Raw genomic sequence first — 13,781 nt, forward strand, 5'->3', positions numbered from 1 at the left:
TCGCTGTTGTGCATACGTATTCAATGCGGGTACCTGCAAAAACCCCGATGCAGGTCGCGCTTTGCGCGGTGCCGGTGGATCGCGGTACCGCGGTACGGCGCGGTGCTGCAGCCGGGGCGGGCTTGGGCAGTCAGGCTGGGTGGCGCGGGGCGCAGTAAACTGGGCGCACATTCACCGGTTCCCCTCCCATGCGCAATCCGCTGCAAGAACAACTGCTCAAGGCCGGCCTGGTCAAGAAGGCCCAGGTGGACAAGGTCGCGCGCGAGCAGAACAAGCAGCGTCATGCCAAGGGCGCGGCCGTGGCACCGGCCGAGGTCGACAAGGTGGACGCGGCGCGGCTACAGGCCGAGCGCGCCGAGCGCGATCGCGCGCTGGCCGAAGAACGCAAGCTGCAGCTGCGGCGGCAGGAAGTGCTGGCCCAGGTCCGGCAGATCGTGGAGACCAATAAGGTCAAGCGCGATGGCGAGATCGACTACCGCTTCAACGACGGCCGCGTCATCCGCAGCGTGCTGGTCAATCCCACGCTGCGCAGCCAGCTGGCCAGCGGGGCGCTGGTGATCGTGCGGCATGGCGATGGCTTCGAGCTGATTCCGCGCGCGGCCGCCGACAAGGTCTACAGCCGCGATGCGGACACTGTGGTGCTGGATCATGGCCGTAGCAGCACGCCTTCGGCGCCGGACAGCGACGACGACTATTACAGCCAGTTCAAGGTGCCGGACGATCTGATCTGGTAAGTGGTCGCATGGCAGGGCTGCAGGCTACCCTGGCGTTCTTTGCCACCCACCACCGTCATGTCCATCGTTCTCACACCGTTTGCCCGCACCCGTCTGTTTCCCCGCGATGGTCGTCGCAACGCCATCCAGGACTGCACGCCCGAGCAGTTCATCCAGCGTCTCAATGAAGAGGCGCCGGTGCGCGTGATCGAAGGCTATGCGCCGTTCTGCCAGCTGCATGTGCACCGCAATTGGACCTCGACGCGCTGCCTCACTGCACCGATCACCGACGACAACCGCCACCAGCTGCGCTCCGGCTACGAGGCACGCAGCACGCAGGAGTTGCCGGTGCTGGTGCGCTGGTTCGAAGGTGTGGAGCCACCGGTGGCGACGTATCTGCTGCCGATCCTCTATAGCCGCGATCAGCTGGCCAAGGAGGGCGCGCCGATCGACGCCGACTGGGGCGTGGTCGGTTGCCTCTACACCACCGAGCCGGAAGAAATTCCAATGGCGCCCATCACCATGCTGCGCAATGCACTGGGCGTGGACGAGGGCGGCTCGGGTGTGGCACTGGATCGCGATGCGTACCGGCGCAGCGTTGCGTTCTGGGAACACAATGCGAACTGGCGGCCGTAGCGGGCGGATAGCCACGGCGTGTCGTGCAATTCTTCCGCGAGGCAGGGAACGCAGCGCTGCTCTTGAACTCTGGCGTGGCGGTGCGGTGCCGCTCGCCACCGCGAGCGCTTGCTTTCGTCGAGCACAAACGTAGCTGCAGGTGCGACTGCTGAGCCGAGCTGCGTCTGCAGTTTTCGGCCTTGCCGCAGCGCGACAGTCTCAGGCGCGGCATTGCGTGGATCGCACCGGATCAGCTGCCGGCACCCCTGGCGCAGATGCGTGCTAGCCGACGCCGAGCGCGGGCATGTCCGGGGCGACCCATACGACGGTAGTAATCGCGCCTTGCACCAGTCCCTGATCCCTGAGCTGCGCGAAGACGGCCGCAGGGGGCCAGCCCGCAGGTGCGTCGGCAAAGGGAACCTGCAGTGATTGCAGCAGGCTGAGGATTTCGGCAAGTTCCTCAGAGCCCTTGAAGCTCAGACTGATGCGGTCTTGCATCGAACTGCTGCGCGTCAGCAATCGCTGGCGCAGGGCACTGTCGCAGATCACATGGACATGTTGATCCAGGACAGCGGAAACATGGTTCATGCGTTGCAGCCGCTGCTCAGATCTCGCTGAGGATATGGCTGCGGCGCTGTTGGTACTCCGCATCGGTGATCAACTGCTGCGACCTCAGCGTGTCCAGCTCCAGCAGTCTGGCTTGAGCGCTCTTCGGCACTGCTGACCCCGTCGTTGCCACAGTCGATTTGCGCGACGCGCGCTTTGCGACCCAGACGATCAGGCTGATCACGGCAGCAATGCTGCAGAAGAAGAAAAGAACAATGATCCAGTGCCAGATGCTGAAGCCGCCCATGTTGGTTCCTTTTGACGATGGGTGTTACGTAGTGGTTGACCGGTCTTGCTGCCACGCAGGTAAGTCGCAAGCCTTGCGCGAGTATCGCACACGGCAACAGCTGCCATGCCGACGGCAAGGCTACCCGGCGTGCTGGATTCCATGGTGCCTTGCTTGAGGCGTTGCATCCATGCGATGCATGTCGATGCCGCAGGCACGAACGCAGATTGGTCGCCATGTGGGGCCGCTTGCACGCAGGGCCATCCAGCATCCTGCAAAGAAAACGGGCGCCTTGCGGCGCCCGTTCTGTTCAAGCGGTGACATCCGGGCAATCAACCGCCCGGCTGATCAGTAGCGGTAATGATCCGGCTTGTACGGGCCGGCCACGTCCACGCCGAGGTAGTCGGCCTGGTCCTTGGTCAGGGTGGTCAGCTTGACGCCGATCTTTTCCAGGTGCAGGCGTGCCACTTCTTCGTCCAGGTGCTTGGGCAGGATGTAGACCTTCTTCTCGTAGCTGTCGCGCTTTTCCCACAGGTCGATCTGCGCCAGGGTCTGGTTGGCGAACGAGTTGGACATCACGAAGCTCGGGTGGCCGGTGGCACAGCCCAGATTGACCAGCCGGCCGTCGGCCAGCAGGAAGATCGCATTGCCGTTGCCGAACACGTACTTGTCGACCTGCGGCTTGATGTTGATCTTCTCCACGCCCTTGAGTGCGTTCAGCGCATCGACCTGGATCTCGTTGTCGAAGTGGCCGATGTTGCAGACGATGGCCTGGTCCTTCATCGCCTGCAGGTGCTCGACGGTGATGATGTCCTTGTTGCCGGTGGTGGTGACGTAGATGTCGCCGCGGCCCAGCGTGGATTCGATGGTGTTGACCTCGAAGCCTTCCATCGACGCCTGCAGGGCGCAAATCGGGTCGATCTCGGTGACGATCACGCGGGCACCGTAGGCACGCAGCGAGGCGGCACTGCCCTTGCCGACGTCGCCATAGCCGCAGACCACCGCGACCTTGCCGGCCAGCATCACGTCCATCGCGCGCTTGAGGCCATCGGCCAGCGACTCGCGGCAGCCGTACAGGTTGTCGAACTTGCTCTTGGTGACCGAGTCGTTGACGTTGATGGCCGGGATCAGCAGCTTGCCGGCTTCGGCGATCTGGTACAGGCGGTGCACGCCGGTGGTGGTCTCTTCGGAGACGCCCTTCCAGTCCTTGACCACGCGGGTCCAGTAACCCGGACGCTCGACGGCCACGCGCTTGAGCAGCGCCTTGATCACGCCTTCCTCGTGCGAGGAGGCCGGCTCGTCGACCCAGGTGGAGCCGTTTTCGAGCTCATAGCCCTTGTGGATCAGCAGGGTGACGTCGCCGCCGTCGTCCACCACCAGCTCCGGGCCGGTCTGGGTGCCGTCGGGCAGGGTGAAGGTCAGCGCGTCCAGGGTGCAATCCCAATACTCTTCCAGCGTCTCGCCCTTCCAGGCGAACACCGGCGTGCCGGAGGCGGCGATCGCGGCGGCCGCGTGGTCCTGGGTGGAGAAGATGTTGCACGAGGCCCAGCGCACGTTGGCGCCGATGTCCTTGAGCGTTTCGATCAGCACCGCGGTCTGGATGGTCATGTGCAGCGAGCCGGTGATGCGTACATCCTTGAGCGGCTTGGTCTGCGCATGCTTGCGGCGGATCGACATCAGGCCCGGCATCTCGTGCTCGGCGATGTCCAGCTCCTTGCGGCCCCAATCGGCCAGGGAGAGGTCGGCGATCTTGTAATCGGTATGTGGGGCGATTTTCGTGACAGCGTTCATGCAATAGCTCCGGTAAGCAGACCAATATCTGCAATGCGGGGCGCCGTTGAACGATGAATGCTTGTCGAGCCTGGCCGTATTTCCTGCACTTTTCGTGCAGTTGGCGGATCAGTCCGCCATACCGGTCGCAGCGCCCCTCGACGAGAGCGTTGATTATATCGGCAGCCCCCCCCTCCGGCATGAATTGGCCGGCTTGAAGTGGCACGCGCCCCAACCAACGGCAGGGGAGCGGGGGAGCGCGTGGCTGCTATGGTCCGGAGTCGATCGACACTGGGGATGGACAATGCAGGCGACACCCGATGCACGGCACGGCAGGCGGCAGCAGCGATGGGCCCTGGCAGGCGTACTGGCGCTTAGCGCACCACTGGCTGCGGCCGCAGCCGTCGCGCCGGCTGGCCCGCCTGCCGCTGCGGCAAGCACTGGCTACCAACTGCCCTCCAAGGCGCTGCAGGCAGTGGTGGATGCCCCGCGCGCGCCGCTGCTGCACCTGTCGCCCAAACGCGACCTGGGCGCGATGGTGCAGTTGCCGGCGTTGCCTGACATCGCCGAGGTGGCCCAGCCCGAACTCAAGCTGGCCGGCCTGCGCATCCATCCCAAAACCTTTGCCAGCAGCCGGTTCTCCTTTGCCGACAAGCTGTGGCTGCTGTCGGTGGCCGACGGCAGCGAGCGGCAGATCGCCGGGCTGCCGTCACCGTTGTCGCTGGCCACGTTGAGCTGGTCGCCGGATCAGCGCTACCTGGCGTTCCGCCGCGAGGACGCGGCCAGCGGCGCCAACGAGCTGTGGCTGGTGGACGTGGCGGCCGGGCAGGCGCGGCGTCTGGTGGCCGGTTTGAACACCAGCGTCAACGACGATCTGCGCTGGTTGCCCGATGGCAGCGGCCTGCTGCTGCAGCAGCAAGTGGCCGGGCAGGGCGCGCCGCCCACCCGCGATGCGGTGCCGGACGGCCCGGCGATCCAGCAGACCAGCGCCGCTGCCGGCGTGCGCTCGCTGCCGACCTATCAGGACCTGCTGCGCAACGAGGCCGATGCGCGCATGTTCGAGTATTACGCCATCGGCCAGCCCATCATCGTCAGCGTGAGCGGGCAGGTGCGCCCGATCGCCACGCCCGGCATCTATCTCAATCTGTCGGTGTCGCCGGATGGCCGTTACATCCTGAGCGAACGCAGCGAACGGCCGTTCTCGTATCTGGTGCCGGTGGACAACTTCGCACGCCGTATCGAGGTGCTGGACCTGCAGGGCAAGCTGGTGCGCCAGATCGCCCGGCTGCCATTGGTGGAAGGCCTGCCGACCGGCAACGACGCCGTGCCCACCGGCGTGCGCGACATCGCTTGGCGCGTCGATGCGCCGGCCACGCTGGTCTGGGCCGAGGCGCAGGACGGCGGCGACCCGGCACGCGAGAGCAAGATCCGTGATGCGGTGCTGATGCAGGCTGCGCCATTTACGCGCGCGCCGGTCACGCTGGCGCAACTGGGTAGCCGCTTCGAAGGTATCCAGTGGGGCCGCGGCGATCTGGCCATCCTCAGCGAGAGCTGGTGGAAGACCCGCCGCACCAAGCAGTGGCGCATTGCACCGGACCAGCTGCAGCGCGCGCCCGAACTGCTCTGGGATCGCTCCTCGCAGGACCGCTACAACGATCCCGGCACGCCGGCGACCGTGGCCGACGGCAAGGGCCGCACGCTGTTGCAGACCGGCGCCGATGGCAACAGCCTGTTCCTGCTCGGCAAGGGCGCCTCGCCGGAAGGCGACCGCCCGTTCGTGGATCGCTTCGATCTGCAGAGCAGGCGCGCCACGCGCCTGTTCCATTCGCAGGCGCCGAGCTATTCCGCACCGCTGGCATTGCTGGATGCGCAAGGCACGCAGTTGCTGCTCAGCCGCGAGTCGCCCGAGGAGCCGGCCAACTATGTGGTGCAGGCATTGGGCGATTCAGCGCCTGCGCCGCGGGCGTTGACGCATTTCGCCCATCCGCTGCCGCAGTTACGTGGCGTGCAGAAGGAGCAGATCCGCTACAAGCGCGCCGATGGCGTGGACCTCACCGCCACGCTGCTGCTGCCGCCCGGTTACGACCCCAAGCGCGACGGCCCGCGGCCGCTGCTGATGTGGGCCTATCCGGGCGAGTTCAAGAGTGCCGACACCGCCAGCCAGGTCACGGACTCGCCCTATCGCTTCAACGCGATCAGCTACTGGGGGCCGCAGGCGTTTCTGGCGATCGGCTATGTGGTGCTCAACAACCCGACCATGCCGATCGTCGGCGAAGGCGATGCCGAACCCAACGACACCTACGTGCCGCAGCTGGTCGCCGATGCGCAGGCCGCGGTGGACGAAGTGGTGCGGCGCGGGGTCACCGACCGCGAGCACATCGCCATCGGCGGGCACTCCTACGGCGCCTTCATGACCGCCAACCTGCTCGCGCACACGCGGCTGTTCAAGGCCGGCATCGCACGCAGCGGGGCCTACAACCGCACGCTCACCCCGTTCGGGTTCCAGGCCGAGGAGCGCAACTACTGGCAGGCGCAATCGGTGTATCAGGCGATGTCGCCGTTCAACTACGCCGACAAGATCAAGGATCCGCTGCTGTTGATCCACGGCCAGGACGACAACAACACCGGCACCTTCCCGATCCAGAGCGAGCGCATGTTCGCCGCGATCAAGGGCCTGGGCGGTAACGCGCGGCTGGTGCTGCTGCCCAACGAATCGCATGCGTATCGCGCGCGGCAGTCGATCCTGCAGATGCTGGCCGAGAGCGAGCAGTGGTTGAAGACCAATCTCGGCGAGCCGATGAAGGAGACCGGCGCGACGCGCACGCGCTGATCGGTGGTGCGTTGGCACCGGTAGGAGCGCGCTTGCGCGCGATGCGGCTTTATCGATAACGCCTCGTCGCGCCCGGGTGCGCTCCTACAGCAGATGAGGATGTGGCTGATGCGCTGCCGGCAACGTCTGCCGAGCCGCGTGGATGGTTGCGCGATCACCCGTAGGAGCGGGCTTGCCCGCGAGGGCCTTACCAGGGAAGTCGCGCCCGGGTGCGCTCCTACGGTGAATGCGTCCGCCTCGCGTCCCGGGTAGATTCGCTGCGCCGTCCACGCGATTGCTGCGATCACCGGTAGGAGCGCACCCGGGCGCGACGCAGCATGACCAGAACAGCCACCTCGCGTAGCAGCGGACCTGTCCGCGATGGGACATGACTGGGAAAGCCCCATCGCGCGCCAGCGCGCTCCTACGGGGTCATGGGCAGGGAGCGCCCGCACACGATGGTTGGTGTTGAAACCGTCGGGCCGGTCGCGATCATCTAATCCTTTTGGGTTAGTCTTCGACGACTTTGCGCTTGAGAGGGTGTGCGTTTCCGATGAACGAGTACCGCAGCAGTCTTGTGTTCGCTACCCCCGATCTTGCCTTGCGCGACGATGTGCGTCGGCTCGGTGCACTGGTCGGTGACCTGCTCGCCGAGCAGGTCTCTGCGGAATTCCTCGATGAGATCGAACGCGTCCGCACCACGGCGATTGCGCGCCGCGAGAGCGATGCCCCGCCGTCGACGCTGAGCGAGCAGCTGGCCGGGCGCGAGCCGCGCGAGGCCGAATCGCTGGTGCGCGCCTTCAGCACCTATTTCCAGGTGGTCAACATCGCCGAGCGCGTGCACCGCATCCGCCGCCGCCGCGAATACCAGCGCAGCGGCACCGACACGCCGCAGCCGGACGGGTTGCACGATGCCTTGCGCCGGCTCAAGGCGCAGGGCGTGACGCTGGACGAACTCAGCGAGTGGTTGCCGCGGATCGACGTGGAGCCGGTGTTCACCGCGCATCCCACCGAAGCGGTGCGCCGCGCGCTGCTGGAAAAAGAGCAGCTGATGGTCGCCAGCCTGGTCGACAACCTGGACGGCATGCGCACGCCCAACGAGCGCGCCACCGACGCGGCGCGCTTCCGAATGGCCTTGACCGCGTCCTGGCAGACCGCCGACTCCTCGCCGGTGCGCCCCACCGTGGAGGACGAGCGCGAGCATGTGGGCTTCTATCTCACCCAGGTGCTGTATCGCGTGGTCCCGGTGATGTACGAAACCCTCGAACACGCCATCGAAGAAACCTACGGCAGTGTGCCGACCCTGCCGCGGCTGCTGCGCTTTGGCACCTGGGTCGGCGGCGACATGGACGGCAACCCCAACGTGGATGCCGTCACCATCGCCGGCACGCTGGATGCGCAACGGCGTGCGGTGCTGGACCGTTATCAGAAGGAACTCTGGCAACTGGCCAGCCTGCTCAGCCAGTCGACCACGCTGGTGGCGGTGAGCCCGGCATTGAGCGAGCAACTGCAGCGCTACCGCGCGTTGTTGCCGGAGGACGCCGCACGCTCGCGTCCGCGCCACGGCGACATGCCGTACCGGCTGCTCAACGATCTGATGCGCGCGCGCCTGCAGGCCACGCTGGACGATGCCGAGGGTGCCTACGCCAGCCCGTCCGAGCTGGAACACGACCTGCAATTGATCCTGGACAGCCTGCAGGCCAACAAGGGCCTGCACGCCGGTTGGTTCGCGGTGCGCCGCCTGTTGTGGCGTGTGCGCACCTTCGGTTTCCATCTGGCGCGGCTGGATGTGCGCCAGGAATCGAGCGTGCATGCACGTGCAGTGGCCGACGCACTCGGCCAGGCAGATTGGGACGAACAGGAAGCCAGGCAGCGCGCTGCATTGCTCGGTCCGTATGCAGCCGGCGAGCAGGCATTGCCGCACGTGGATGACGAAGGCAACGCGCGGCTGGATGCGGTGTTCGCCGCGCTTGCCGATGCGCGCAGCCGCCACGGCGCCGATGCGCTGGGCAGCTACATCATCTCGATGGCGCACAACCGCGCCGACGTGCTCACCGTGCTGGCGCTGGCGCGCCGTGGCGGCCTGGTCGACGACACCGGCGCAGTGCCGCTGGATATCGTGCCGCTGTTCGAAACCGTGGACGATCTACGCGGCGGCACCGGCACCGTGCAGGATCTGCTGGCCGACCCGGTCTACCGCCAGCATCTGGCCGCGCGCGGCGATACGCAGATGGTGATGCTCGGGTATTCGGACAGCGGCAAGGACGGCGGCATCACTGCCTCGCGCTGGGGGCTGCAGCGCGCACAGGTGGAACTGCTCGAAGCCGCCGCCGAGCTGGGCGTGCGGTTGACCTTCTTCCACGGCCGCGGCGGCTCGATCGCACGTGGCGGCGGCAAGACCAGCCGCGCGCTGGATGCCGCACCGCGCGGCAGTGTCGATGGCCGGCTGCGCGTGACCGAGCAGGGCGAGGTGATCCATCGCAAGTACGGCATCCGTGCCCTGGCGCTGCGCTCGCTGGAACAGATGACCGGCGCGGTGCTGCTGTCCAGCCTGCGCCCGCGTGCGCCCGAGCCACGCGAGGATCGTTGGCGGCCGGTGATGGACCTGGTCGCCGAACGCAGCACCGTGGCGTATCGCGCCTTCGTCGGTGCGCCGGATTTCATGCAGTACTTCCGCCGCGCCACGCCGATCGATGTGATCGAACGCATGACGCTGGGCTCGCGCCCGTCGCGCCGGCTCGGCCAGGACGCGGCGTTGTCCAACCTGCGCGCGATTCCGTGGGTGTTTGCCTGGAGCCAGGCGCGTGCGGTGATCCCGGGCTGGTACGGCGTGGGCAGCGGCCTGCAGGCGGCGGTGGATGCCGGGCACGAAGACACCTTGCGCGAGATGGCGCAGGACTGGCCGTTCTTCCGCACCTTTCTCGACGACGTGGCGATGGTGCTGTCCAAGGGCGATCTCACTATCGCCGAGCTGTTCTCGCGGCTGTCGGGCGACCTGCACCAGCGGTTCTTCCCGGGCATCGGCGCCGAGCTGGCGCTGACCAAGGGCTGGGTGAAGGCATTGACCGGCCAGCAGTCGCTGCTGCAGCACGACCCGCGGCTGGCCTTGTCGATCCGTCTGCGCAACCCCTACATCGACCCGATCAGCGTGCTGCAGGTGGACCTGCTGCAACGCTGGCGTGCCACCGATGGCGAGGACGACGAACTGCTGCGCGCGCTGGTCGCCTGCGTCAACGGCGTCTCGCAAGGCGTGCAGAACACCGGCTGATCCGGTTCGCTGATTGGACCGTCGGATTCGATGGTCCAATCCGATCCGACCGTTGGTCGGAGAGGGCGCGAATCGACAAGCGGACTCTGGCGTAACCGGACAAATCTGTCCGATAATGCCGCGATGACGACTTCCCGCCCTGATGCCGCGCTGCGCCGCCGGCAGATACTCGATGCCGCCGACGAAGTGTTCAGCGAACACGGCGTCAATGCCCCGCTGGAACTGGTGGTCGAGCGTGCCGGCCTTGGCCGCGCCACGTTGTACCGCAATTTCCCCGACCGGCTCGCGCTGATGACCGCGCTGATGACCCGCGGCCTGGATGGCCTGGAGCGGCTGGCCGCCGATCTGGCCGAGCGCCCGGACGGACTGGCCGTGCTGCTGCACGACGTGGCCGAGCACATCGCCCAGTCCGCGCCGCTGGTGGATTTCTGGCGGTCCATCGAACGCGCGCACCCGGCGGTGGAAACCGCCGACCGGCGCGTGGTGAGCATCTTCCTGCCATTCGTGCATCGCGCCCGCGACGCCGGCCTGTGCCGTGCCGATGTCGACGACGAACAGCTGCTGCTGGTGATCGACATGCTGGGCAGCTGCCTGCGCGGCAATGACGAGTCCGAACGCAAACGCCTCGCCCATCGTTCGGCCGATCTGTTGATGCACGCATTGGGCATGCAGGTGCCGGAAGGCGGCACCCGATGAAATCGGCCACGCGTTCGCGCATCGGGCGCTGGACGTTGCGGGGGGCGCTGGTGCTGGCCGCGCTCTGGGGCGGGCTGGCGATCTATTTCGCACTGACCGGCAACGCGTTCGTGCGCGCGGCGTGGGTGGGTTCGTGGTGCGCGATGGCAATCGCGGCGTTGTGGGGCCTGCGCCGTGGCCGCGAGAACTGGGCCTTGGTGGGCATCTTCAGTGCGGCATTTGCGGTGCTGGCGGTGTCGTGGTGGATGATGCAGCCCAGCCAGGACCGCGACTGGGCCGACGATGTCGCCCAGCGCCTGCAGCCCGAGGTGCACGGCAACATCGTCACGCTGCACAACGTGCGCAATTTCGACTGGCATAGCGAAACCGACTACCAGCCGCGCTGGGAAACCCGCCAGTACGATCTGGACCGTCTGGTCAGCGCCGATCTGGCGCTGTCGTACTGGATGGGCCCGGCGATCGCGCACACCCTGGTGTCGTTCGGTTTCGACGACGGCTCGCACGTGGTGTTCTCGCTGGAAATCCGCAAGGAGCGCGACGAGTCGTTCTCGGCATTGGGCGGGTTTTTCCGCAGTTTCGAAGAGACCCTGGTAGCCGCCGACGAGCGCGACATCCTGCGCGTGCGCACCAATGTGCGCGGCGAGGACATGTATCTGTATCGGCTGGCGATTCCCAAGGCCGGGCTGCGCCGCATGTTCATGGGCTACGTGGGCCTGGCCAACGACTTGAATCGCGCGCCGGCGTTCTACAACACGCTCACCAGCAACTGCACCACGATCGTGTTTGCGTTGGCGCGGCAATTGCAGCCCACATTGCCGCTGGATCATCGCCTGTTGCTGTCCGGCTACGCCGACGAATACGCCTACGATCACGATGGGCTGATGCCCGGCTACGACTTCGCCACACTGAAGCAGCGCGGGCATTTCACCGCACGTGCGATCGCCGCCGACAAGGCGGCTGACTTCTCCGAGCGCATCCGCGCCGGCATGCCGCAGGCACCGGCGCCTGGGGCCACCGCGAGCGCACCCCGGTGACGCCGCGCCTGCGTGGATGTCGTACCGCCGCGGTGCTGGCGGGCATGCTGGCGAGCCTGTGGCTGAGCGGCTGCGCCATGGTCACGGTGCAATCGCACAGCAGCGGCGACTTCATCGCGCGCACGCGTGGCGATGTGCTCAGCACTGGCGCGTTGAGCCAGGCCAGCGGCGAGACGGTGCAGGTGGCCGGTCTGCAACCCAAGGCCTGCCGCAGCGACCCGATGCCCTGCCTGCAGCAACTCGCCACCGTGGCAGGCATCGGCGATGAGCGCCGGCTGGCAACGCAGGCCGAGCTATGGACCGCGCATGCGATTGCGCTGGGCGGGCGCGACCCGACAACCATGAGCGATGCCGCAGTCGATGCCTGGTTGGAGGCCGCGCGGCATGCGTACGCGTATCTGTTTTTCACCGATCGGGCGCCCAGCGCGCGTGCGTTCGAAAATCGCCAGACGCAGGTGCGCGACTACTACAACTACGCCGTGCAGCAGGTGATCGAACGCCTGTTCGCACGCGCGCAGCAGACCGGCCAGAGCGAGCGCGAGCCGACCAGCATAGGCCGCTGGCAGGTCGGTATCGACATGTCTGCATATCGGTTGCCGGGCGGCGGCAACACGCCGCGCGCGATCTTTGCCGCCTCGGCATTGCGCTTCGATGGGCTGCGCAGCACGTATCGACGCGACGGCTTCGGCGCCGAACTGGTGGCCGAGGTGGACCCGCAGGTGGTCGGCGACCCTGCCGGACTGGCCTTGCAACCATCTGCTGCCGCTGTCGCGACACCTGAGCGTCCGCTGCCTACCTTCAGCGAGATGCCGTATGCACCGGCAACGCTGCTGCTGCGCTTCGAGGGCGATACGCTGGATGCGGTGCTGCGCGGTCGTGCCGTCACCGTGGTGCCTTACGACCCGTATCGCCAGAACGAAGTGGTACTGCATGGCCAGCGCGTGCCGCTGGCGGCCAACTTCACCGCCGCGTATGGCCTGTGGCTGGCCAGGTCCGGGTTTGCCGCGCAGTCCCTGCGCTCGATGCTGGGCAGCGCGCGCGGCATCGACCGCCCGCATCTGTATCTGATGCAGCCCTACGACCCGGACCGACGCGTGCTGTTGATGCTGCATGGCCTTGCCAGCAGCCCGGAAGCCTGGGTCAATGTCGCCAACGAAGTGATGGGCGATGAAGCGCTGCGCCAGCGCTACCAGATCTGGCAGGTGTACTACCCCACCAATGCGCCGGTGGCGGTCAACCGCGCCGAAATCCAGGCCCTGGTGGAGCGCAGCCTGCAGCACTTCGATCCGTCCGGTATGGCGATCGCATCGCACGACATGGTGTTGATCGGCCACAGCATGGGCGGGGTGATCGGGCGCCTGCTGGTGTCTTCGTCGGGCGAGCGCCTGTGGAATTCCCTGCTGGAAGACTACCGGCTGGACGGCGAGCGCGGCGCACGCATCCGCGCGAAGTTGTCGCCGTTGCTGCATTTTTCGCCAATGCCGCAGGTCGACCGCGCCATCTTCATCGCCGCGCCGCATCGCGGCACGCCCTTGGCCGAAGGTGGTCTCGGGCGCTTCGTCGGCCGCTTGGTGCGTTTGCCGATCACCTTGCTGGATCGCTTCGGCGATGTGTTTCAGGACCTGGCCAGCAGCGAGCGTGGCGGCCAGGGCGACGACCCGCGACGCAAGCGGCGCCTGCTGCCACCGACCAGCATCGACAACCTGCGCGATACCGACCCATTCGTGCGCGCCAGCATGGACCTGCCGATCTCCCCGCAGGTGCATTACCACACCATTGTCGGACGCGAAAAACCGCAGGTGCCGCTGGCCGATTCCGACGATGGCCTGGTGCCTTATCGCAGCGCGCATCTGGACGGTGCCGAGTCGGAGCTGGTGGTGACCTCCTGGCATAGCGTGCAGGAAACCCCGCAGGCGATTCTGGAGATTCGCCGCATCCTGCACGAGCAGCTGCAAGCCGAAGCGGCAGACACAAACCAGGCGCAGGCCGCGCGTCCGGCTGCGACGCCTGCGACGTTCTGAGTGCGCTGCACCCTCGCTGGAAG

10 protein-coding genes and 1 riboswitch are annotated in these 13,781 nt (G+C 66.7%); of the genes, 7 read left to right on the forward strand and 3 right to left on the reverse strand.

Translation table 11 applies throughout. The features are described 5' to 3' along the window. Window positions 1-188 precede the first annotated feature (188 nt). Window positions 189-734 (forward strand): DUF2058 domain-containing protein, encoded by a 546-nt coding sequence (locus AC1PLS_RS04200; RefSeq protein WP_046345723.1) that lies wholly within the window; start codon window positions 189-191, stop codon window positions 732-734. Between the two features lie 57 nt (window positions 735-791). After that, on the forward strand, window positions 792-1,349 hold the full coding sequence (locus tag AC1PLS_RS04205) for a DUF3228 family protein (protein WP_046345724.1): 558 nt from the start codon (window positions 792-794) through the stop codon (window positions 1,347-1,349). 261 nt (window positions 1,350-1,610) lie between these two features. Here AC1PLS_RS04205 and AC1PLS_RS04210 read toward each other — a convergent pair whose 3' ends face one another. From AC1PLS_RS04210 to ahcY, 3 genes are all read right to left on the reverse strand, one after another. After that, window positions 1,611-1,916 (reverse strand): hypothetical protein, encoded by a 306-nt coding sequence (locus tag AC1PLS_RS04210; protein ID WP_481104243.1) that lies wholly within the window; start codon window positions 1,914-1,916, stop codon window positions 1,611-1,613. A gap of 16 nt (window positions 1,917-1,932) precedes the next feature. Continuing rightward, a complete protein-coding gene (locus AC1PLS_RS04215; protein ID WP_046345726.1) occupies window positions 1,933-2,181 on the reverse strand; it encodes an SHOCT domain-containing protein in 249 nt (82 codons plus the stop codon). Between the two features lie 327 nt (window positions 2,182-2,508). Further along, window positions 2,509-3,951, reverse strand: coding sequence for an adenosylhomocysteinase (gene ahcY / locus AC1PLS_RS04220; RefSeq protein WP_016902210.1), 1,443 nt, complete (start codon window positions 3,949-3,951; stop codon window positions 2,509-2,511). A gap of 31 nt (window positions 3,952-3,982) precedes the next feature. Then, a riboswitch (S-adenosyl-L-homocysteine riboswitch) is annotated at window positions 3,983-4,096 on the reverse strand. A gap of 189 nt (window positions 4,097-4,285) precedes the next feature. On the opposite strand from ahcY, the gene AC1PLS_RS04225 reads away from it, so the two are divergent. The 5 genes from AC1PLS_RS04225 (at window position 4,286) to AC1PLS_RS04245 (ending at window position 13,758) form a co-directional block, all read left to right on the forward strand. Next, a complete protein-coding gene (locus tag AC1PLS_RS04225; protein ID WP_481104476.1) occupies window positions 4,286-6,760 on the forward strand; it encodes a S9 family peptidase in 2,475 nt (824 codons plus the stop codon). Window positions 6,761-7,292: 532 nt separating this feature from the next. Continuing rightward, the gene (ppc, locus tag AC1PLS_RS04230; RefSeq protein ID WP_435014880.1) at window positions 7,293-10,007 is read left to right on the forward strand and encodes a phosphoenolpyruvate carboxylase; all 2,715 of its coding nucleotides are present in this window, start codon (window positions 7,293-7,295) and stop codon (window positions 10,005-10,007) included. Window positions 10,008-10,130: 123 nt separating this feature from the next. Then, window positions 10,131-10,703, forward strand: a complete 573-nt coding sequence (locus AC1PLS_RS04235) for a TetR/AcrR family transcriptional regulator (RefSeq protein WP_016902213.1) — start codon at window positions 10,131-10,133, stop codon at window positions 10,701-10,703. Continuing rightward, window positions 10,700-11,737, forward strand: a complete 1,038-nt coding sequence (locus tag AC1PLS_RS04240) for an Lnb N-terminal periplasmic domain-containing protein (protein ID WP_481104244.1) — start codon at window positions 10,700-10,702, stop codon at window positions 11,735-11,737. The genes AC1PLS_RS04235 and AC1PLS_RS04240 overlap by 4 nt, the downstream gene beginning before the upstream one ends. Window positions 11,738-11,781: 44 nt before the next feature. Continuing rightward, complete coding sequence (locus AC1PLS_RS04245) at window positions 11,782-13,758, forward strand: esterase/lipase family protein (protein ID WP_481104477.1); 1,977 nt, start codon at window positions 11,782-11,784, stop codon at window positions 13,756-13,758. Window positions 13,759-13,781 lie beyond the last annotated feature (23 nt).

Source organism: Xanthomonas sp. NCPPB 3218, assembly GCF_056725185.1.